Here is a 22,402-nt window from a genome sequence, read left to right as displayed (position 1 = left end):
AGGTGACACCGAAATGAACAAGGTCACGCCACTGTTGGCTGCCTTCCTCGCCGCCGGCGCGTTCGCGACAGCGAGCGACTGCGTTGCGGCCAAAAAAACCAAGCCTTTACCTGTCTACAAAACCAGCTTCGACTGTGCCTCGCCGCGCTCGACCGTGGAAAACCTGATTTGCCACGACGGCCAGCTGGCGCAGATGGACCTGGAGCTCAATCGTCTGTACCTGCTGGCACTGACCGATGACCACTCGGTGCCGAAACCGGCCAAGGTCGAGATCGATCAGCAGTTCTGGATCGATGCGCGCAACCAGTGCGGTGGCGGCCCGCAAGCCCGAGGATGCGTGATCGGCAGTTATGCCGAACGAGCCGATCAACTGCGCCAGGGCTCGGCCATCGCCAGGACCAAGGATCCCAGCAGACTCAGTGAAGGCCCGGTGGCATTCCGTTGTGCCGGCATGAGCACGCCGGTTTCCGCCACCTACTTCACGGTGCAACCAGGGGTAGTGTTTTTGAAATGGGCAAAAAGCTCGGCCACCCTGATGCAGGTGCCGAGCGATTCCGGCCACCTCTACACGGGCAAGGACTACCGGGGCAGCTACCGCTTCTGGCAAGACGGCAACGATGCCACCTTGCAGGTACCGGCTTCAGGGCAGATGGTTTGCACCGCCGAACCGGTCAGTTGAAGATCAGGGTGTCGACAAAGGGGCCGACGGAACATCCTGTCCCGTCGGCCTGATCAGCCATTTCAGCTGCCGGTACGAATCTTGTTCCAGACCCGGGTGCGCACGCGGTCGATGTTCAACGGCATGGCTTCCAGGGCGAACAGTTTGCCCATCATTTCCGGGCTTGGATAAACCTTGGTGTCGTTCTTGATCGCCGGATCGATCAGGCTGTCGGCCTGTTCGTTGCCGTTGGCGTAGTGCACGTAGTTACTGACAGCGGCCATGACGTCCGGGCGCAGCAGGTAGTTCATGAAGGCATAACCGGCCTTTTCGTCCGGTGCATCGGCTGGCATGGCCACCATGTCGAACCAGATCGCCGCACCTTCCTTGGGAATCGAATAACCGATGTCGATGCCGTTTTTGGCTTCCTTGGCGCGGGTTTCCGCCTGCAGGATGTCGCCGGAGAATCCGACCGCCACGCAGATATCGCCGTTGGCCAGGTCACTGGTGTACTTCGATGAGTGGAAGTAGCTGACGTACGGCCGCACTTTCATCAACAGGGCTTCAGCCTTTTTGTAGTCTTCCGGATTCTTGCTGTGATGCGGCAGTCCAAGGTAGTTCAACGCCGCCGGCAGCAGCTCGGGGCCGTTGTCGAGGATGGCCACGCCGCACTTTTGCAGTTTCTCCATGTTCTCGGGCTTGAAGATCAGGTCCCAGGAATCCACCGGCGCGTTGTCGCCCAGCACGGCCTTGACCTTGGCGATGTTGTAACCGATGCCGGTACTGCCCCACAGGTACGGGAAACCGTGCTCGTTGTTCGGGTCATTGACCTGCAGGGCTTTCATCAGCACCGGATTGAGGTTCTTCCAGTTCGGCAACTGGCTCTTGTCGAGCTTCTTCAGCGCCCCGCCCTGGATCTGCCGGGCCATGAAGTGGTTGGAGGGAAACACCACGTCGTAGCCGGATTTACCGGTCATCAGCTTGCCGTCCAGGGTTTCGTTGCTGTCATAGACGTCGTAGGTGAAACCGATGCCGGTTTCTTTCTGGAAGTTTTTCGTGGTGTCCGGTGCGATGTAGTCCGACCAGTTGTAGATCTTGACGGTGTCGGCCGCCTGACTGATGGAAGCCGCCAGCATCAGTGGAGCCAGGGTCAGTGTCTTTCGAATCATGAGTCGATTCCTGTGGGGTTGTTTTTATTGGCAGGCAATCAAAGGATCAGCGATCAAAAAAATCAGAAAATCAGTACGTAGGTCTTGCGCACGGTTTCCTGGATGTCCCAGATACCGAGGGTATTGGCCGGCATCATCAGGGCATCGCCGGCTTCGATGTGCAGGGTTTTGCCGCCGTCATCCGGGGTGAAGGTGCAACGGCCCTGGATGAAGTGACAGAACTCCTGGGCGACGATCTGCCGCCGCCAGCGCCCCGGCGTGCACTCCCAGACGCCGGTCTCGACGCCATCGTCGCGCTCGACACTGGTGGTCGAGGCGACAGCGACGGGCGTGCCCAGCGGCACGGCGACCGGGTTCGATTCGTCCAGCAGCAGGGTTGCGGTGTTTTTGAATTGGGTGATGCTCATGGGATTACCTGTCGAGAGAGAAACGCCGTTTAATGCATGAAACCTTCCATGAAACCCGCAACCCCACTGGCGAGCTTGCGCCGCCACGGCGCAGTCGCCGGGTTGGCCAGGGTCTGGTCTTCATGGACGAAGCTGCGAATGATCGCGTTGTAACCGAGCCAGCGGATGGGCTCCGGTTCCCAGGCCCGAAGCGCGTCGATACCGCGTTGCGGCATGACCCAGGGCTGGCGGACCAATTCGGTATCGCGTTGCAGAATCAGGTCGGCCAGGGTCCGTCCGCCAAGGTTGCTGGCGCCGACACCCTCGCCGCCATATCCACCGGACAAGGCGATGCCACTGGCCTGATCGCAGAGCATGTGCGGTTTGAAATGCCGCGACATACCGAGGTTGCCGCCCCAGGAATGGGTGATCTGCACGTTCTTCAGTTGCGGGAACAGTTCACCGAACAGGTAACGACGCAGTTGTTTCTCGTCATCGGTCAGTTCGAAGTTGTGGCGCAACTTGCCGGCAAACTGGTAGCCGCCACGGGCGCCGAAGATCAGGCGGTTGTCGGCGGTGCGCTGGCCGTAGGTGACCTGACGGCTGGCCTCGCTAAAGGCCTGGCCGCGGCTCAGGCCGATTTCATCCCAGGTCGCGGCCGACAGTGGCTCGGTGGCGACGATCAGGCTTTGCACCGGCATTTGATAACGCCCCAATGGCGGCAAGGTGACGGAATAACCCTCAACTGCCGGCACCACCCAACGGCTGCGCACCGAGGCTTTGGCCGTGCGAACGCTGCCCGATTGCCAGTGGGTGACCGGGCTGTTTTCGTAAATCTTCACGCCCATGCGTTCCACCGTGCGGGCCAGACCGCGTACCAGTTTGGCCGGGTGTATGGTCGCGACGTGCGGGGCGTAGATGCCGCCATAGGGCTTGGCGACGCGGATCTGCTGCGCCAACTGCTCGGGTGACAGCCAGCGATAGTCGTTTTCGTTGAGGCCCTGACGGTACAGATCGTCCAGGTATTCGCGCAGGCTGGCCTCCTGCTCCGGATAACGCGCCGCGCAATACAGCACACCGCCCTTGCGGTAATCGCAGTCGATGCCCTCACGTTCGAGGACAATCTCCACTTCATCGGGGATGCTGTGCAACAGGTCATAAGAGGCACGACGCGCCTCGGGCGATAGACCGGCGAGCAAGCGATCCTCGCCCAGCAGGTTGCCCATCAACCAGCCGCCATTGCGCCCCGACGCGCCGAAACCGGCGGTTTGCGCTTCGACGATGGCGATGCTCAGTTCAGGTTTGTGCAACTTGAGGTAATACGCGGTCCAGAGCCCGGTGTAACCGGCACCGATGATGGCGACGTCGACATCCAGGTCCTGCTCCAGCGCCGGACGCGCCAACAGGGGCTCGTCGAGCTGATCCATCCATAAACTGATAGTGCGCCACGCCGGCATGCAAGACTCCGCCAATCAAACCTTCGATGGCGCTGATCCTAGTGCGTGGCTTCAGGCGTTGTCTTGCGCGCGTGCACGCAAAGAAATTTGTTTGACGTAGGCCTTGGGCGACTGGCCGGTGTGTTGGCGAAAACAGCTGTAGAACGCCGACAGCGAATTGAACCCGGCAGCAAATGCCAGCTCATCGATGCGCAACGGCGGCGTGGCGGCATCCAGCGCCGCGAGCAGGTGTTGCAGGCGCGCCTGGTTGACGTAGCGGTAGAAGCTCTGGCCCAGCACCTGATTGAGCAAGTAGGAGATCTGGTTGCGGCTGTAGCCGCACTCTTTCGCCACCCGCTGCAGATCGAGTTCCGGGTCGAGGTACGGCTGTTGGCGCTGGAAGTACTGCTGCAAGTCCTCGGCCATGAAGCTCAACTGGCGCGGCGACAAGCCCAGCCGACTGACCGCCGGACGCTGTTTGTCCGAGGTTTTGCTGGTGGTGTGTTCGTGCACCAGCGACGCGTACTCGTTGACCCGCCAGATCAGGCCGTCCTTGACGGTGATCGCCTCACTGGCGCGAAACGACACCAGCCCTTCACCACCGCGCAGGGTGATGCGGTACTGGATGAACGCGGTGTTGCCGTCCAGGCGAATCCGGTCGGAGTGCTCCAGGGCTTCGTCCGGGTCCCTGGGCATGCTGCTGCGCACATACTCGCGCAATTCATCGAGGCCCATCACCCGGTTCTGGAAAAAATCGCTGTAGACGACATCCGGGTGATAGAGCGCCATGACGCCATCGAGGTCGCGGTGTTTCCAGCGCAGGTGATAACGCATGACCGTTTCACCCGTGGCCTGGGTTTGCAGGGGGCCATCATCCTCGGCGTGCATGGCAATCTCGCTGAAAAAAACCGAGCTTGCCCAACTTCTGCTTGCGCTTCAACGACTAAACAGATGATGGCTTTTTGCCAAAACCTGCCGCGAAACGTGCGCTGAATCAAAAAAGTGCAAGCAATCGCCAAACGGCCTGAAAAAGAAACGTTTTTTTCACAAGCGGATGCTACTTTTAAAGACCGGTACTGGTTGAACCATTGAAGGTTCTTCCCTCCTAACATGAGCTAAAGGAAGCGCTCGATGAAGAAGGCGGGCAACACATGAATAAAGGGTTCAGCAAGGTCACCTTTCCAAACGCCTGCCAGCTGATGCGCTGGCATTTTCATCCCATGGGCTTCGAGGCGAGCATGGATGCCCCGGGCAGCATGATTGCCCGTCTGTTTGACCGTGCGACTGGCGAGACCATGATCGCTATTGCCGGCATCCCCTGTGCGACCGTGATGAATGCGGCCGACGTGGAGCGAATAATCGAAGCGGTGGAAATCGAGCTGGAAGCTTTCGTGCCACCGGAGGCGCTCAGGAGCTATGCCTGAAGGCTTGGCCACCCAATAAAAAACCCACACTGCTGTGGGTTTTTTATTGGCCGGAACATCGGGCTCAAGCCGAAACCTTGCCCTGGCGATGATCAGCGAAGAACGCCTTGCCCTTGCCGATCCGGTCGGAGGCCTTGGGCAGGTTGGCTGCCTGGTTGTCCTGGCCGTCCACGTACCAGTAGCAATGGCTCACCGCGCGGGTGATGCCGACGTAGGCCAGTCGCAGAATTTCATCTTTCTGCGCATTGTCGTAGGCCTCGCTGTCGCCGGCCTTGCCCAGACCCGCCATGCGATACACCTGGTTTTTGTAGGGCGAACTGGTCAGGTGCTGGCAGTCACCCAACAAAAACACCGCGTCGGCCTGCAGGCCTTTGGCGCTGTGGTAGGTCAATTGCTTAAGCCGCCGTGCCGGGTACGGCAAGCTAGAATCAACATTAACTACAGATTGAATATGCTGCTCAATCAATACCTTATCGCTACTTTTTCGATACAACATCAAGATTGAATCGCCCTTCCTGTAATGCTCCATCAGGCGCTGTGCCATGGCCTGATCATCGCGATCCAGCACATTCACCGGCAGCAAGTCCTTCGACTCGCCCGCGGCCTTGGCCTTTTTGCCGGCAATGGCCGGTGCTGCCCGGACGATGTGTTCAGCGGCATCGATGATGTGCTGATGGCTGCGATAGTTGTCACTGAGCATGACCTTGGTGGTGCTCGGTGACGGGAATTCCTTGTTGAACTCCATGAAATAGCTCGGCGAACTGCCGCGCCAGCCGTAGATCGATTGCCAGTCATCACCGACGCAGAGCAAGGACGAACGCTGGGCGCCGCGACCGACATGCATGGCCGGTCCGCGACTGCGGATTTCTGTCAGGCTGGCGCGGATCCACGAGACGATTTGCGGTGATACGTCCTGAAACTCGTCGATCATCAGATGCGACAGCGGCCTTAACAGGTCATCACTGAGCAACTTGAGGTTTTCCGGCGAGTGCTCGCTGAACAGCGCAAACATGCGGTTGTAGGTCATCATCGGCGGTTTCTGATCGAGCAGATGATCCTCCAGCGCCCGCCAGTAAAGGCTCAGTGCTTCAAAGAAGAACCGGTCCGGGTCGTCCTTGGCAAAACTCATCTGGCTCACGGCGTTCGGAACATCCAGGCCGAGGTTCTCGATAAACCCGGCGGCGGCGACAAAACAGTCCAGCAATGGCGCCGACACCAGCTCGCCCTTGACCTTGTAATCAAAGCCCGGCCCGGCACTGGCATCCCCGGCCAGCGACGCTAAAACACGCTTTGAAGACTCATAACTATCCAACCATATCAAAGGCTTACGACAGAAAGCTTGAAACAGGGTGCGCTTTACGGCCCACTCTGCGCGCACCGTCAGCTTGGCGTTCGGGCGGCTGACCTGCGGGTTTTCCCGAGGGTCGAACCCCAGCACCACCCAGGCATCGAGGGATGGGATGTAGCCGTGGCACTGAAACCTTGAACCGTTGATATCGAAGGACTGGCGACTGGGCTCGATGCCTTTGATCGGCCAGGCACCGGCACGAAACCACAAGTCTTCGATGAGGTCGCACAGTTCTTCGTCGCGCTTGGCCGCCAATTCGGTCACGCCGATGCGCTTCTGTACATCCGGGTGATCGCGTTCCAGTTCCCGGAGCTGCAAGGCATGGCGGGACAGCGGCTTGATCAGCTCGCGAAAACGCTCGTCGCTGCCGTGCAGACGGTGATAACAGGCATTGAGCTGCTGGCGCTGGGCATCGTTGATGCGCAAGTCGAAAGGATTGCTGTCGGCTTCAGCGTCGCTGTCCTGAGCCTGAAAACTGAGGTTTTCGAAGGCTTGCAGGCGCTCGAACCCCGGAAGGCTGCGCACCATCGGCAGAATTCGCGAGTGGAAGGTACGCACCAGCTCACGTGCTTCCTTGAGGCTGGGGGCCGGTCCCCAGAGCGAAAAGAGTTCGATCAGTTTGTTGATGAAGTCCTTGCGCGACTCACGGGTGAAGGTCACCACCGTCATGGAATTCAGTTCAAAACCCAAGTAGTGATTGAGCAACAGGATCCGCATCACCAGGGTGGTCGATTTACCGGCCCCTGCGCCGGCAATCACCGATGTTGACGGTGTATCGCTGAAAATCATCTTCCACTGGGCCGCGCTTGGCTGGGCATGCGCCGGCAGCAGGCGGGCCACATCAGCCTTCATGCGTTTCTTCAATTCAGCGCTCAGCGGCAGACGCCAGTCGTCAAAAAGCAGATCGTCCACTTGCGGTGGTCTGTGCTCCGTACTGCGTGAATCACGGATCAGCAGGACCTGCCGCCCTTCTTCCAGCCCTTCGAGCTTGCCTTCCTTGTAGCCGTAGTCGACACCGGCGCTGTGGCCGCTGCGAAAGCCGTCGGCCTGGCCGTGCAACCAGGACGCTCGGTGCTGTGCGTGCAGGCGAGTCAGACTGTAGCCGAAGAAACGCGCGAGCAGACGCTTGATCAGCGGCATCTCGGTCAGGGGGCGAAGTTCAGGAGGAAGATCGGGGGTGTGTTGCGGCACGCGGACTGACTCCAGGGTGTGAGGCTGTTGAGCGCTATGGTGTCTGCATTTGCCGATGAGTTCTAGTCAAATGCTTACAGGTCATTGGCTTATGCGCAGAAGTGAAGGTTCTGTGAGAACCATGCGCCATCAAAATGATCGAATCTTTAGATCAATATGCTGCACTTTTTACGCTTTTTATCGATGTGTAGCTGATGGATGATGCTTGTCATCAACCACCGGTCTCGCTTCGTGGCTCAGGCGCATCGCCCCATGACGAACCTTTACAGGAGACGATCATGCTGGAACTCAGACCTTTCAACTCGCTCGGTGGCGCTCACCACGGCTGGTTGGATGCCCATCACCATTTTTCGTTCGCCGAGTATTACGACCCCAAGCGCATGAACTGGGGCAACCTGCGGGTCTGGAACGATGACATCATCGCCCCCGGCAGTGGTTTTCCGCAGCATCCACACCGGGACATGGAAATCATCACCTACGTCCGTGAAGGCGCCATTACTCACCAGGACAACCTTGGCAACAAGGGCCGCACTGAAGCCGGTGACGTTCAGGTCATGAGCGCCGGCACCGGGATCGCCCACAGCGAATACAACCTGGAAGCGAGTGAAACACGGATTTTCCAGATCTGGATCATCCCCAACGAAACGGGCCTGGCACCATCGTGGGGCGCCAAGCCTTTCCCGAAAGGCAACCGTGAAGGCTTCGTGACCCTGGCCAGTGGCAAGGACGGCGACGATCAAAGCCTGCGCATTCGTGCCGATGCGCGCCTGGTGGCGGCGAACCTCAAGGCCGGTGAGTCCGCCGAGTATCGCCTGGACAACGGCCGACGCGCCTACCTGGTGCCGGCTACCGGTGTCATTGAAGTCAATGGCTTGCGCGCGCAAGCTCGAGACGGTGTGGCGGTCGATGAAGAACCGGTGCTGCGCGTGACCGCGATCGAGGACAGCGAGATCGTGCTGGTGGATCTGGCTTGATGGGCTCAAGCACACACGAAAAAGGGGCGACCGTGATGGTCGCCCTTTTTTTTTGCAGTTTGTCCCTTGCAGGCGCCGATTTATTGGGTCGAAATAGCGCCATCCACCAACGTCTGCGCCTCGGCCACCAATTGCTTGAGATGGTCGTCGCTGACAAAACTTTCGGCGTAGATCTTGTAGATGTCTTCAGTGCCCGACGGGCGCGCGGCGAACCAGCCGTTTTCGGTCATGACTTTCAGGCCGCCAATCGCCTGGTCGTTGCCCGGCGCGTGGCTGAGGATGCTCTGAATCGGCTCACCGGCCAGTTCAGTCGACGTCACCTGCTGTGGCGACAGCTTGCTCAGCAAGGCTTTCTGCTCCGGATTGGCCTTGGCATCGACACGCACCGAGAACGGCTCGCCCAGCTCATCGGTCAACGCGCGGTAAGCCTGGCTCGGATCACGACCGGTGCGCGCGGTCATTTCAGCCGCCAGCAACGCAGGGATCAAGCCGTCCTTGTCCGTGCTCCAGACGCCACCGTCCTTGCGCAGGAACGAGGCACCGGCGCTTTCTTCGCCACCGAAGCCCAGCGAACCATCGAACAGGCCATCGGCAAACCATTTGAAGCCCACCGGCACTTCGTACAGGCGACGACCCAGACGCTTGGCCACGCGGTCGATCAGGCCACTGCTGACCACGGTCTTGCCTACGGCCGCATCGGCACGCCACTGCGGACGGTTCTGGAACAGGTAGTCGATCGACACGGCCAGGTAATTGTTCGGCGCCAACAGGCCACCGGACGGCGTGACGATGCCGTGACGGTCATGGTCCGGATCGCAGGCAAAGGCCACGTCGAAACGTTCCTTGAGCCCGATCAGGCCTTGCATGGCATGGCTGGACGATGGGTCCATGCGAATCTGTCCGTCCCAGTCGACGGTCATGAAGCGGAATGTCGCATCCACTTCCTTGTTCACCACGTCCAGGTCGAGACGATAGTGCTCGGCAATCGCCGACCAGTAACGCACCCCTGCTCCACCCAGCGGATCAACGCCCAGGCGCAGCTTCGCGTTCCGGATGGCGTCGAAGTCGATCACGTTGACCAAATCGGCCACGTAGGTGTTGAGGTAATCGTGACGGTGAGTGGTGTCGGCCTTCAGCGCCTGTTCGTAGCTGATGCGCTTGACCCCGGCAAGCTTGTTGGCCAGCAGTTCGTTGGCCTTGGCCTCGATCCATTTGGTGATGTGGGTATCGGCCGGGCCACCGTTGGTCGGGTTGTATTTATAGCCGCCGCTTTGCGGAGGGTTGTGCGACGGCGTAATGACGATACCGTCCGCCAGGCCCGTGGTGCGCCCGCGGTTGTAGCAAAGAATGGCGTGGGACACGGCCGGCGTCGGCGTGTACTCGTCGCCCTCGGCGATCATCACGGTCACGCCGTTGGCGGCCAGCACCTCAAGGGCACTGGCGCCCGCAGGCGTGGACAGTGCATGGGTGTCGATACCCACGAACAGCGGACCATCGATGCCCTGGGCCTGACGATACAGGCAGATTGCCTGGCTGATGGCCAGAACGTGCCATTCGTTGAAACTCAGATCGAACGAGCTACCGCGGTGCCCGGAGGTGCCGAAGGCAACGCGCTGGGTGGCAATCGAGGCATCAGGCTGGCCGGTGTAATAGGCCGTTACCAGTCGCGGGATGTCGACCAACAAGGCTGCCGGTGCCGGTTTGCCCGCAAAAGGACTGAGTGTCATGCAAAACCTCTGGAATCGAGTGGTTCGGGAATAGGGTCGCAGTTTACTGGCAGTTTGACCGCAACGCGATGGGATCGATCCAGGCACCGGCGAGATGTTTCACCCGCCTCTCAATCTGTCGACTCCAGGCGCAACGCGTCACCCAGCAACCCCAGGGCGGCCGCCAGGTCGTGATCACCGGCAAAGGTATGACTCAAGCGCAGGTGCTGCCCATGCAGGCCCTGCAGGCTGAACAACTCCCCCGGGGCAATGACGATCTGCTGGATCAGCAGACGCTGGAACACCCGGCGCATATTGACCTGACGCAGCGAGCGCACCCAGATCGTTGCTCCGCCCTGCGGCTCGACAAACTCGAGCGCGTCCCCCAGCCGCTCCTCAAGCAGCGTGACCAGATGACTCTTGCGTTCCTTTAGCAACCGCCGCAGTACCTGCAGGTGCTGGTCGATGCGACCATTGCTGTACAGGCGCGCGATGGCTTTCTGGCGGATCGGCGACAGCCGGAAGGAACGCAGGAGAAAGTGTCGTCGCAACTGGACAGTCAGGTGGCGTGACAGCAGGTAACCGAAGGGTGCTTCCGGGCCGATGATTTTTTCGAAAGTGGAAAATACCATCAACCGCTCGGGCGGTAGCAGTTCGCGGATTTTCACGCCATCGGCGTCGAAACCCAACTCACCGTAACAATCGTTTTCCCACACCCATCCATCGTAACGCTCCAGCAATCGGACAATGGCCTCGCGGTTGCCGTCGGGCGCCAGGCTGCCATGCGGCATGTTCAGCACCGATGAAAGCATCACCAGCCGTATCGGTTCGCTTTCCAGGTGCTGTTTGAGCCGGCCCACGTCCAGGCCGCCATCAGCCTGCTGCGGTAATTCGATGACCCGCACATCCGAGGCTTGCAACAAGCGCAGGATCGACCAGTCACACGGTGACTCCACGATAACGGTAGCGTCCTTGAGGCCCAGCACTGCGATCAGTATTTCCAGCACGCCGCGCAGGTCAGCGCCGATGAAAACATCTTCGGCGTGCCAGCAGCGCGCGGCGGACGTGGTGTAGCGTGCCGCCAGGGCGGTACGCAGTTCCAGTTCACCACAGGGCTGCGAAGACGATTGTGGCTGACGCGGATACTGACGCAGCAGCTCCCTCTCCAGCAGCAACAGTGGGCTGTCGAGTGGTTGCAACAACGCCGGCTCATCAGCGCTCAGTACCAGCATGCCCGGGCGTCGGGCATTGATATAGACTGTTTCGAGCAGATCGTCACCGTTATGCTGCAAGCCAGCGCAAGACACCGGCAAGGCGTAGTAGCCGGATTTGGCCACGGAATAGACGCGCCCTTCCTTCTCCAGCAATGAATAAGCGTACTGGATGGTTGAAATCGACACCTTCAGGCGATCCGCCAGACTGCGCAATGAAGGTAGGCGCATCCCCGCATCGCCGACGGATTCACTGATCAGGCAGGTCAGGTATCGATAGACCGCCTGATAGGCGAAACCTGTTTCTCGTGGACCTTTCATTGACAAAAACGGCCCTCAGAACCCAAAAAACCAATCATGGTCAACGACCTGCGGACCATTCTTCCAAATCAGGCGCATCGCCCGCTGCATCCGCCGGCAACGCTGCGGCATCGGCAAGACCCTGCGGCGCGCCGATGTCGCCCGTAACCATACGGCTCATGCCATACAGCCTGACGATCAGGCCGACCGGCAAACCGCTGACTTCCATCATCCATTGCATCACCTGTTCCGCGACCGCATGCCCCTGCATGGCCCGATGCAGTTCAGGCAGCGCCACCAGCATGCCGGGGTGGTGCTGACGCAAAAAATCTTCGAGCCTGGCACCCTTCTCGATAAAGGGCGTGTGGAGCAAACAGACCAGTTGCGTTTCACTTAAATCCAGATGTCTCTGTGCCTCGACAGAAGCCTGATCACGCAGTTGCGTGAAACTCGCGGGATTACCAAAGACCCCCGAGAACTGCTCGCAAATCGCATCCGGCAGACGTCTGCGGCTCATCATCACCAGGGTGCGTTGCACATAATCAGCAACGCCGGACTCGTAGCTGCGCCCTTCCATGAAGCAGGCCTGCAGGCCTTGCAGGTGCGCCGAGATCGACACGCTGGTGAATTCGTTTTCGGCAACCTGCGCCATCGAATCGACAGGCTGGAACCTGAGAAACTCCGTCGACAATTGCCAGCGCTCGTCGATACCGCTGACCAACAAGTCGTGAATATCGATGCACGCGGTACGCCGGCAGGTTTCGAAGGACTCTTGCGGCCGCCACTGCGGGCGAGGCTGATCGGCGTACAGTGCTCGATAGCAATCGTTGCCAAGTTGATCGATCAGCGCAAACAGGCTGGCGTATCCCGGTTCAGCGGGACTTGAAGTCCACAACCCCGCCTTGGCGGCGGCACGCCGCAGACCTGTAATGAACTGCTTCTGCTGGCGCGGTGAATCGCTGCTGACCAATGCATCAACGCCGCCCTGCCAGCGGGCGATCTGGCCATAGAATTCGCCGGCGCTCAGGTACCCGTCGTCCCAGCGCTCAAAAGGACCGCTGTCGACTTGACGATGCTCGATCATCAACAGGTTGCAACGGTTGGACTCACGGCCGGCTCTGGACATCGGTGTCACGTGGCAGAAAGGCAAAACCTCCCGATTGTCCACCATCAGCACCTCGACCCGAGGGTCGTCGTACACAAACAGGGCACTGAAGGTGCGATGCATGTTTTCCAGCACCTGCGGGTGGATGGCATTCGATCGCTGGGTAGCGATGCGTAGCTGGAAGGTGTTCGGCGAGCGCGATGCGATGGACAGTTGCGCGGCGCGCAACAGCGCCAGTGTGTAACAGCAGTCCCGCGTGCCGTTCTGGATCGCCAGCACCTTGAACTCACCGATGTATTCCATGCCACCGGCGGCCACCACCAGACGCTGTATCAACAACTGCAATGCCGTGCGCTCGGCCCGCGAGAAAAAACCCAGCAGTCGCTGCAAGACTTGTTGATAGACGTAGTTCATCGCTTGATCGTGAATGCTGGTCATCTTGATATACCTGATGCTTGTAAGTTCAATTCGCGCAAACAGCAAAATGCAGCCCGCACGACTAGAGTCATGGACTTTATTGCCAAATGCTAACGTATGAATTTATGAAGTTTTTTTGAAAGGGTCGCTTACTGCGCACGCGCAACCCTATCTAACGGCTCAAGACACCCGTAAATCAAGGCCTTACGCTGCACTTTAATGAGTCCTAGGAAATGTCCGACAACTTCCCACAGACAAGTAATACAGAAAATCAGGAATACAGTGCAGGTCGACCACTTACTCAATAGTCGATTACGCACTAGTTCTGTGACGCACACCCAGGATGCGCATTGAGAAGTATCAGCCGGACAGTCAGCCATGACTCATTCCTTGAGATGAAAGTAATCATTCAATTATCAGGGCTTAGTGGCTGATTAGAAGCTACAGATCAAGAGCAAAAACCAGTTCAGTTGCTGAATCGGTCCTGCCAGCGATGGAGATCAGGGGGCTGAAACGAAAGAGTCCGTGCTGGCACGGACTCTGGAGGGGCAGTTACGCGGGTTCGACCTGAAGGGCGACCCGTTCGCGACACGGGCATTCGTCCATGTAGCGGTGTGCTTCGACGAACTCGGCAAATGGAAACACCCGAGTCTTGAGCGGCACCAGCACACGGTCAGCAGTCATCTGGTTGATATCGCGCAGGGCCCGCTGCAGCGCAGCCTGGTCCTGGGTGATGCCCAGCTCCGGTTTACCGGTGAAGTTGCCGATGCAGTGCACGAAGAACTGAATGTTCTTCTGGAACGCCGCACACGCCGGGAATGGCGTCTGGTTGCCACCTTGCAGGCCGTACAGCACCAGGCTGCCACGGGGAGCGAGGACGTCACCCAGCAACGACATCTGCGGGCCACCCAGGCCATCGAACACCACATCCACACCGCGATTGTCGGTGATCTTGTTGATCCGCATCAGCAGATCTTCTTCTTCGGTGACGATGACTTTCTCGGCACCCAGCGACAGCAGGTATTCACGCTCGTCGGCGGTTTTCGTTGCCGCGATCACGCGAACACCCAGGGCCTTGCCCAGTTGTACGAATGACGGGCCGGCACAGTGACTGGCGTCGGTGACCAGGGCAAATTGCCCCGGTTTGACCCGCGCCAGGTCTGCATAGGCAAAGTAGGCGATCAACAACGGCGTGTAATGCACGGACGCTTCGATCGGGCTCAGGATGTCCGGGTAACGGGTCAATGCCGAGCGCGGCAACACGATCTGCTCGCCGTACACCGGGTAATCGTTGGGGCTTTCGGCCGGAAAGCTGGCGACCTTGTCACCAACGGCCAGGTCATCGACGCCCTCGCCTACGGCGGTGACGATACCGGCCATTTCATGGCCGAGGCCTGACGGCAAACGCGCCTGGGACGAAGCCAGGTTCTGCCGCCAGAGAATGTCATACCAGCTGATGCCAATCGCCTCGACGCGCACCTGCACTTCGCCCGGAGCAGGCAAAGCCGCCGCATGCTCTTCGCATTTGAGCACCTCGGCCGGACCAAACTTGTGAAAACGGATCGTGCGGGACATCACAAACCTCGCCAATTGAACCTCTAATGCCATGAACTCTAGCTGGGCTTTTAACCCAAGACTATCAGTGGGTATTAATAGTCGACATGCCTGTCATTGATTCCGCATCGGCGGCAGCCATGGCCCGTGCGGCGCAAAAAACCCACGGGCCAGAGCAGGAAATCTGAATTACCCGGTGCAGAGTACCAGCCTTTCCCCGTAATATTCCTGATGGCCATTGTTCTCATATGGCCGCCCACGTCAAGTTTGCTGACTCTGCCAGGACTCCAGATGAATCGTAATGACCTGCGTCGTGTCGACCTGAACCTGTTGATCGTTTTCGAAACACTCATGCATGAACGCAGCGTGACCCGCGCCGCGGAAAAACTGTTCCTCGGCCAGCCGGCCATCAGTGCGGCGCTCTCGCGTCTGCGCGGGCTGTTCGATGATCCGTTGTTCGTGCGCACCGGCCGCAGCATGGAACCGTCGGCGCGGGCGGTGGAGATCTTTGCCCTGCTCTCCCCGGCGCTGGATTCGATTTCCACGGCGGTCAGCCGTGCCAGCGAGTTTGATCCTGCCACAAGTACCGCGGTGTTCCGCATCGGCCTTTCAGACGATGTCGAGTTTGCCCTGCTGCCGATGCTGCTCAAGCGCCTGCGTGCGGAATCGCCAGGCATCGTGCTGGTGGTGCGACGGGTCAACTACATCCTGATGCCGAATCTGCTGGCCTCCGGCGAGATTTCCATCGGCGTCAGCTACACCACCGATTTGCCGGCCAATGCCAAGCGCAAGGTACTGCGTCGCAGCCAGCCGAAACTGCTGCGCGCCGACACCGTGCCGGGCGCCCTGAGCCTGGACGACTACTGCGCCCGCCCCCACGCGCTGGTGTCGTTCGCCGGCGACCTCAGTGGTTTTATCGATGAGGAACTGGAAAAGCTCGGTCGCAAGCGTCATGTGGTGCTCGCCGTGCCGCAGTTCAATGGCCTGAGCACCCTGCTCGCCGGCACGGACATAGTCGCAACGGTGCCGGATTACACGGCCGATGCGCTGACCGCAGCGGGTGGCGTACGGGCGGAAGATCCGCCGTTACCGACCCGCACCTTCGAGCTGCACATGGCTTGGCGTGGGTCGCAGGATAATGACCCGGGAGAGCGTTGGTTGCGTTCGCGGATTCAGATGTTTTTTGGCGATCCGGACAGTCTGGCCTGATCCGCTTTTTTTGAAGAGACGGATAACCTCATCGTCTCAACGCCGCCCGGAGCAAGCCCGCCCCACAGGTCCTGTAGATACCGCCAACCCCTGTGGGAGTGAGTCGGCTTGGGGCGGCTATCAGACGATGGATTCACTTCTGTTCCGCGATGAACCATTGCACCCCCTGCAACACAGAATTACATCAAACCCGTTGATACCGACCTGTCGCAAGGCGCAGTCTAGAGGGCTGGCTTGGGTCTTATATCATTCCGAATGATAGTTACCTTCGCCCCGTTCGATTCGTGGGATACCAGACCGCCGCGCATCATTCGCCAATCTCAACACATTGGCGGATGCATCCATGGAACAGTCACTCAAACATTTGCGCTTCCCGTTGGCCTTGCTGGCCGTACTGGTGATGAGCGCCTGCGGCAAGACCCCGGAAACCGCCGTCGCCCCGCAAGCGGCCAAGGTCAGCGTGGCCAAGGTGCTGGAACAACCGGTCAACGAGTGGGATGAATTCACCGGTCGCCTTGAAGCGCCGGAAACCGTGCAGATTCGTCCACGGGTTTCCGGCCAGATCGATGAAGTGGCCTTCACCGAAGGCGCGCTGGTCAAGAAAGGCGACCTGCTGTTCCAGATCGACCCGCGCCCCTTCCAGGCTGAGGTCCGCCGCCTCGAAGCCCTGGTTGCCCAGGCCCGCGCCAACGCCACCCGCAGTGAAAACGAAGCCCAGCGCGGCGAACGCCTGCGCACCAGCAACGCGATTTCGGCGGAACTGGCTGATTCGCGCACCAGCGCCGCCCAGGAAGCTCGCGCCGCGGTAGGTGCCCTGCAAGCCCAGCTGGATCTGGCGAAACTGAACCTGAGCTTCACCCGTGTCACCGCGCCTATCAGCGGCCGCGTCAGCCGTGCGGAAATCACCGCCGGCAACCTGGTCACCGCCGACACCACAACGCTGACCAGCGTGGTCTCCACCGACAAGGTCTACGCCTACTTCGACGCCGACGAGCGTGTATTTCTCAAGTACACGCAATTGGCGCGCCAGGGCAAACGCGGCGCCACCACCCCGGTGTACATGGGCCTGTCCAATGAAGACGGCAACCCGCACCTGGGCCAGATGAACTTCGTCGACAACCAGGTCAATCCGAAAACCGGCACCATCCGCGGCCGTGCGGTGTTCGACAACAGCGATGGCAGCTACACCCCGGGTCTGTACGCACGCCTGAAACTGGTCGGCAGCGGCACCTACAACGCCATGCTGATCAACGACGAAGCGGTCGGTACCGACCTCGGTAAAAAGTTCGTGCTGGTCATGGATGCCGACAACAAGACGGCCTATCGCGCCGTGGAACTGGGTCCGAAGATCGAAGGCTTGCGCATCGTGCGCACTGGCCTGAACAAGGACGACACCATCATCGTCAAGGGTCTGCAACGGGTACGCCCTGGTTCACCGGTCACCCCGGAAGTGATCCCGATGGCCAGTGAGCAAACGATTGCCGCTCTCGCACAACAACGCCAAGCGCTGGAAGCCAGCAACCTGCCCCAAGTCGCACCTGCCAAGGTAGCGCCGGGTGCGGCTGTGAAGCTGGCCGCCGCGACCCCACGCGACTAAGGGATTTCAACGATGAATTTTTCCCAGTTTTTCATTTCGCGGCCGATCTTCGCAGCGGTGCTGTCGCTGCTGATCCTGATCGCCGGTGCGATCTCGCTGTTCCAGCTGCCGATCAGCGAATACCCGGAAGTGGTACCGCCGACCGTGGTCGTGCGCGCCAACTTCCCGGGGGCCAACCCCAAGGTCATCGGTGAAACCGTGGCCGCGCCGCTGGAGCAAGCCATCACCGGCGTCGAGAACATGCTGTACATGTCCTCGCAGTCCACCGCTGACGGCAAGATCACCCTGACCATCACCTTTGCCCTGGGTACCGACCTGGACAACGCTCAGGTGCAGGTGCAGAACCGTGTAACCCGGACCGAACCGAAGCTTCCCGAGGAAGTAACGCGCATCGGTATCACCGTGGACAAGGCGTCGCCCGACCTGACGATGGTCGTGCACTTGACCTCGCCGGACAAACGCTACGACATGCTCTACCTGTCCAACTACGCGATCCTCAACATCAAGGATGAGCTGGCGCGGCTCGGCGGTGTGGGCGACGTGCAACTGTTCGGCATGGGCGACTACTCGCTGCGCGTGTGGCTCGATCCAAACAAGACCGCTTCGCGCAACCTGACGGCGACCGACGTGGTCAGCGCCATCCGTGAGCAGAACCGCCAGGTGGCGGCCGGTGCGCTGGGTGCGCCGCCTGCACCGAATGCCCAGAGCTTCCAGCTGTCGGTCAACACCCAAGGCCGTCTGGTCAGTGAAGAAGAGTTCGAGAACATCATCATTCGCTCCGGCGACAACGGTGAAATCACGCGTCTGAAGGACATCGCCCGCGTTGAACTGGGCTCCAGCCAGTACGCCCTGCGTTCCTTGCTGAACAATCAGCCGGCCGTGGCAATCCCGATCTTCCAGCGTCCGGGTTCCAACGCCATCGAGATCTCCAACGAAGTTCGGGAAAAGATGGCCGAATTGAAGAAGAGCTTCCCCGAAGGCATGGACTTCAGCATCGTCTATGACCCGACGATCTTCGTGCGCGGCTCCATCGAGGCGGTGGTTCACACCCTCTTCGAAGCGCTGATCCTCGTGGTCCTGGTGGTGATCCTCTTCCTGCAGACCTGGCGCGCCTCGATCATCCCGCTGGTGGCGGTGCCGGTGTCGCTGATCGGTACTTTCGCCGTGATGCACCTGTTCGGCTTCTCACTCAACGCCCTGTCGCTGTTCGGCCTGGTACTGGCCATCGGTATCGTGGTGGACGACGCCATCGTCGTGGTGGAGAACGTCGAACGAAACATCGAACTTGGCCTGACCCCGGTCGAAGCCACCAAACGCGCCATGCGTGAAGTGACAGGCCCGATCATTGCCACGGCACTGGTGCTGTGTGCGGTGTTTGTACCTGCGGCCTTCATTTCCGGCCTGACCGGTCAGTTCTACAAGCAGTTCGCCCTGACCATTGCGATTTCCACGGTGATTTCGGCCTTCAACTCGCTGACCCTGTCCCCTGCCCTGGCAGCGGTATTGCTCAAGGGTCATGACGCGCCGAAGGACCGCTTCTCCAAGGTACTGGACAAAATGTTCGGTGGCTGGCTGTTCCGTCCGTTCAACCGTTTCTTCGAGAAAGCCAGCCATGGTTACGTCGGCACCGTTGCCCGTGTGATCCGCTCCAGCGGTATCGCCCTGCTGCTGTACGCCGGCCTGATGGTGCTGACCTTCTTCGGCTTCTCGACCACCCCGACCGGTTTCGTACCCGGCCAGGATAAGCAGTACCTGGTGGCCTTTGCGCAATTGCCGGATGCCTCGAGCCTGGATCGCACCGAAGACGTGATCAAGCGCATGTCCGACCTGGCGTTGAAACAGCCTGGTGTGGAAAGTGCGGTGGCCTTCCCCGGCCTGTCGATCAACGGCTTCACCAACAGCCCGAACGCCGGCATCGTGTTCGTGACCCTGAAACCGTTCGACGAGCGTAAAGACCCGAGCATGTCCGCAGGGGCCATTGCCGGTGCCTTGAACGGCCAGTACGCGAACATCCAGGAAGCCTACATGGCGATCTTCCCGCCACCGCCGGTACAAGGCCTGGGCACCATTGGCGGTTTCCGCCTGCAAATCGAAGACCGGGGCAACCTGGGCTACGACGAGCTGTACAAGGAAACCATGAACATCATCGCCAAGAGCCACAACGTGCCGGAACTGGCGGGCCTGTTTACCAGCTACACGGTGAACGTGCCGCAGGTCGATGCGGCCATCGATCGCGAGAAAGCCAAGACCCACGGCGTCGCCGTCAGCGACATCTTCGACACCCTGCAGATCTACCTGGGTTCGCTGTATGCCAACGACTTCAACCGCTTCGGTCGCACCTATCAGGTCAACGTCCAGGCCGAACAACAGTTCCGCCTCGAATCGGACCAGATCGGTCAGTTGAAAGTGCGTAACAACAAAGGCGAGATGATCCCGCTGGCGACCTTCATCAAGGTCAGCGACACCTCGGGACCCGATCGCGTGATGCACTACAACGGCTTCATCACCGCTGAAATCAACGGTGCCGCAGCCCCCGGCTACAGCTCCGGCCAGGCCGAAAAAGCCATCGAGAAACTGCTCAAGGAAGAACTGCCCAACGGCATGACCTACGAATGGACCGACCTGACCTACCAGCAGATCCTGTCCGGCAATACCGCGCTCTTCGTGTTCCCGCTCTGCGTACTGTTGGCGTTCCTGGTACTGGCCGCTCAATACGAAAGCTGGAGCCTGCCACTGGCGGTGATCCTGATCGTACCGATGACCCTGCTGTCGGCCATCACCGGTGTGATTGCCTCGGGAGGTGACAACAACATCTTCACCCAGATCGGCCTGATCGTACTGGTGGGCCTGGCCTGTAAGAACGCGATCCTGATCGTCGAGTTCGCCAAGGATAAACAGCTGGAAGGCATGAACCCGCTGGCCGCGGTTCTGGAAGCCTGCCGCCTGCGTCTGCGGCCGATCCTGATGACCTCCTTCGCGTTCATCATGGGCGTGGTGCCCCTGGTGTTCTCCAGCGGCGCTGGTGCCGAAATGCGTCACGCCATGGGTGTAGCGGTATTCTCCGGGATGCTCGGGGTGACCTTCTTCGGTCTGTTGCTGACGCCAGTGTTCTACGTACTGATCCGTAACTTTGTCGAGCGTGGTCAAGCGCGCAAAGCCGCCAAGGCCGCCCAGGCCAACCTGACGCTGGAGTCGCATTGATGAGTGTGAAAGCCTTCCTGCCGAGCTTGCTGGTGCTGGCCCTGAGTGCCTGCGCCGTCGGCCCGGACTACAAGACGCCGACCACGGAGGCGGCCCACATCACGGCCGCCACCGATGGCGCCGCCGGTCAGAAAAACTTCGACCGCTCGCGGTTCGAGGGTATCTGGTGGCAGCAGTTCGAAGACCCGACCCTCAATCAGCTGGTGACGCAATCGCTGCAGGGCAACCGTGACCTGCGTGTCGCCTTCGCCCGCTGGAAAGCGGCGCGAGCGATCCGCGACGATGTCAGCAATGATGCCATGCCGACCATCACCAGCCGCGCCAGCAGTGACCTGGGCAAGGGCCAGATCCCCGGTCAAACCACCCAACGGGTCAACAGCGAACGCTACGACCTCGGGCTGGACATGGCCTGGGAGGTCGATCTGTTCGGCCGCATCCAGCGCAACCTGGAATCGGCCAACGCCGAGCAGCAAGCGTTCGAGGCAGACCTGTACCAGTTGCAAGTCACCATGATTGCCGAGCTGGTGGATTCCTACGGTCAATTGCGCGGTGCGCAGCTGCGGGAAAAGATCGCCCTGGCCAACCTGGAGAACCAGCAGGAGTCACGCAAGATCACCATCAGCCTGCGTGACGCCGGTGTCGGCGATCAGCTCGACGTGGAACGTGCCGATGCGCGTCTGGCGGCGGTCGAGGCCAGCGTGCCGCAACTGCAGGCCGAGCAGGTTCGGCAGAAAAACCGCATCGCCACCCTGCTCGGTCAGCGCCCGGACCAGTTGAGCGTGGACCTGAGCCCGAAAGACTTGCCGGCGATTGCCAAGGCCTTGCCGATCGGTGATCCGGCCGAGCTGCTGCAACGCCGTCCGGACGTGCTCAGCGCCGAACGCAAACTGGCCTCGGCCACGGCGCGCATCGGCGTGGCCAAGGCCGACCTGTTCCCGCGGGTCAGCCTCAGCGGTTTTCTCGGCTGGACTGCCGGGCGTGGCTCGCAGATCGGTTCCTCGGCGGCCAACGCCTGGGCACTGGGCCCGAGCATTACCTGGGCGGCGTTTGACCTGGGTAGCGTGAAGGCGCGCATACGTGGGGCCGATGCCGATGCCGAAGGCGCCCTGGCGACTTATGAGCAGCAAGTATTGCTGGCGCTGGAAGAATCGGAGAACGCCTTCAGCGACTACGGCAAACGCCAGCAACGCTTGATCTCGTTGATTCGTCAGAGTGAGTCCAGCCGCTCGGCCGCAAGCCTGGCCGAAATTCGCTATCGCGAAGGCACCGCTGACTTCCTCGTGCTGCTGGACGCCCAGCGTGAACGCCTGGCGGCCGAAGACAGCCAGGCCCAGGCCGAAGTCGATCTGTATCGCGGCATCGTCGCGATCTACAAGGCCCTCGGCGGCGGCTGGCAACCGGAGACGGTCGCCAGCAACTGATACGGTTTACCCAAGAGCTCCTTTGGTTGGCCGCAACCAACCAATTCTTTAGCCCTGCGTCTCATTCGGTCGCAGGGCTTTTTTTGCTTTTAAAA

16 protein-coding genes are annotated in these 22,402 nt (G+C 60.1%); 7 read left to right on the top strand and 9 right to left on the bottom strand.

Features of this window, described 5'->3' with window-relative positions; all coding sequences use genetic code 11:
• Nucleotides 1-13 precede the first annotated feature (13 nt).
• Nucleotides 14-679 (top strand): MliC family protein, encoded by a 666-nt coding sequence (locus tag EIY72_RS17195; protein WP_093220716.1) that lies wholly within the window; start codon nt 14-16, stop codon nt 677-679.
• Between the two features lie 62 nt (nt 680-741).
• Here EIY72_RS17195 and EIY72_RS17190 read toward each other — a convergent pair whose 3' ends face one another.
• From EIY72_RS17190 to EIY72_RS17175, 4 genes are all read right to left on the bottom strand, one after another.
• Nucleotides 742-1,827 carry a polyamine ABC transporter substrate-binding protein gene (locus EIY72_RS17190; RefSeq protein ID WP_093220711.1) on the bottom strand — a complete coding sequence of 362 codons (1,086 nt, stop codon included), beginning with the start codon at nt 1,825-1,827 and terminating at the stop codon, nt 742-744.
• Between the two features lie 62 nt (nt 1,828-1,889).
• A complete protein-coding gene (locus EIY72_RS17185; RefSeq protein ID WP_093220706.1) occupies nt 1,890-2,234 on the bottom strand; it encodes a cupin domain-containing protein in 345 nt (114 codons plus the stop codon).
• 29 nt (nt 2,235-2,263) lie between these two features.
• Nucleotides 2,264-3,670 (bottom strand): NAD(P)/FAD-dependent oxidoreductase, encoded by a 1,407-nt coding sequence (locus EIY72_RS17180; RefSeq protein ID WP_093220702.1) that lies wholly within the window; start codon nt 3,668-3,670, stop codon nt 2,264-2,266.
• A 51-nt stretch (nt 3,671-3,721) separates the two neighbouring features.
• Nucleotides 3,722-4,537: a helix-turn-helix transcriptional regulator gene (locus tag EIY72_RS17175; protein WP_093220698.1), complete on the bottom strand. Its 816-nt coding sequence runs from the start codon at nt 4,535-4,537 to the stop codon at nt 3,722-3,724.
• A gap of 263 nt (nt 4,538-4,800) precedes the next feature.
• On the opposite strand from EIY72_RS17175, the gene EIY72_RS17170 reads away from it, so the two are divergent.
• Complete coding sequence (locus tag EIY72_RS17170) at nt 4,801-5,073, top strand: DUF1652 domain-containing protein (RefSeq protein WP_093220693.1); 273 nt, start codon at nt 4,801-4,803, stop codon at nt 5,071-5,073.
• 64 nt (nt 5,074-5,137) lie between these two features.
• On the opposite strand, the gene EIY72_RS17165 is transcribed toward EIY72_RS17170, so the two are convergent.
• Nucleotides 5,138-7,612 carry a UvrD-helicase domain-containing protein gene (locus tag EIY72_RS17165; RefSeq protein ID WP_093220689.1) on the bottom strand — a complete coding sequence of 825 codons (2,475 nt, stop codon included), beginning with the start codon at nt 7,610-7,612 and terminating at the stop codon, nt 5,138-5,140.
• 278 nt (nt 7,613-7,890) lie between these two features.
• Between EIY72_RS17165 and EIY72_RS17160 the strand changes: the two genes are divergently transcribed.
• The gene (locus EIY72_RS17160) at nt 7,891-8,586 is read left to right on the top strand and encodes a pirin family protein (RefSeq protein WP_093220684.1); all 696 of its coding nucleotides are present in this window, start codon (nt 7,891-7,893) and stop codon (nt 8,584-8,586) included.
• A gap of 80 nt (nt 8,587-8,666) precedes the next feature.
• Here the strand turns inward: EIY72_RS17160 and pgm are convergent, their stop codons facing one another.
• The 4 genes from pgm to EIY72_RS17140 all read right to left on the bottom strand — a co-directional run bounded on the left by pgm (nt 8,667) and on the right by EIY72_RS17140 (nt 14,900).
• Nucleotides 8,667-10,313 (bottom strand): phosphoglucomutase (alpha-D-glucose-1,6-bisphosphate-dependent), encoded by a 1,647-nt coding sequence (gene pgm / locus EIY72_RS17155; RefSeq protein ID WP_093220680.1) that lies wholly within the window; start codon nt 10,311-10,313, stop codon nt 8,667-8,669.
• Nucleotides 10,314-10,423: 110 nt separating this feature from the next.
• The gene (locus tag EIY72_RS17150; protein ID WP_093220677.1) at nt 10,424-11,824 is read right to left on the bottom strand and encodes an aminotransferase-like domain-containing protein; all 1,401 of its coding nucleotides are present in this window, start codon (nt 11,822-11,824) and stop codon (nt 10,424-10,426) included.
• 40 nt (nt 11,825-11,864) lie between these two features.
• On the bottom strand, nt 11,865-13,346 hold the full coding sequence (locus tag EIY72_RS17145) for a hypothetical protein (RefSeq protein WP_093220675.1): 1,482 nt from the start codon (nt 13,344-13,346) through the stop codon (nt 11,865-11,867).
• A gap of 531 nt (nt 13,347-13,877) precedes the next feature.
• Nucleotides 13,878-14,900 (bottom strand): zinc-dependent alcohol dehydrogenase family protein, encoded by a 1,023-nt coding sequence (locus tag EIY72_RS17140; RefSeq protein ID WP_093220672.1) that lies wholly within the window; start codon nt 14,898-14,900, stop codon nt 13,878-13,880.
• Nucleotides 14,901-15,170: 270 nt separating this feature from the next.
• Here EIY72_RS17140 and EIY72_RS17135 point away from each other — a divergent pair, with 270 nt between their 5' ends.
• The 4 genes from EIY72_RS17135 (at nt 15,171) to EIY72_RS17120 (ending at nt 22,307) form a co-directional block, all read left to right on the top strand.
• Nucleotides 15,171-16,088, top strand: a complete 918-nt coding sequence (locus tag EIY72_RS17135; RefSeq protein WP_093220667.1) for a LysR family transcriptional regulator — start codon at nt 15,171-15,173, stop codon at nt 16,086-16,088.
• Nucleotides 16,089-16,431: 343 nt separating this feature from the next.
• On the top strand, nt 16,432-17,685 hold the full coding sequence (mexE, locus tag EIY72_RS17130; protein ID WP_093220663.1) for a multidrug efflux RND transporter periplasmic adaptor subunit MexE: 1,254 nt from the start codon (nt 16,432-16,434) through the stop codon (nt 17,683-17,685).
• Nucleotides 17,686-17,697: 12 nt separating this feature from the next.
• Nucleotides 17,698-20,886, top strand: coding sequence for an efflux RND transporter permease subunit (locus EIY72_RS17125; protein ID WP_093220658.1), 3,189 nt, complete (start codon nt 17,698-17,700; stop codon nt 20,884-20,886).
• Complete coding sequence (locus EIY72_RS17120; RefSeq protein ID WP_093220653.1) at nt 20,886-22,307, top strand: efflux transporter outer membrane subunit; 1,422 nt, start codon at nt 20,886-20,888, stop codon at nt 22,305-22,307. Before EIY72_RS17125 ends, EIY72_RS17120 begins: the two co-directional genes overlap by 1 nt.
• Nucleotides 22,308-22,402: the final 95 nt, after the last annotated feature.

It is taken from the genome of Pseudomonas vancouverensis, assembly GCF_004348895.1.
Lineage (GTDB): Bacteria > Pseudomonadota > Gammaproteobacteria > Pseudomonadales > Pseudomonadaceae > Aquipseudomonas > Aquipseudomonas vancouverensis.
This window is presented reverse-complemented; position numbering and strand designations above follow the sequence as displayed.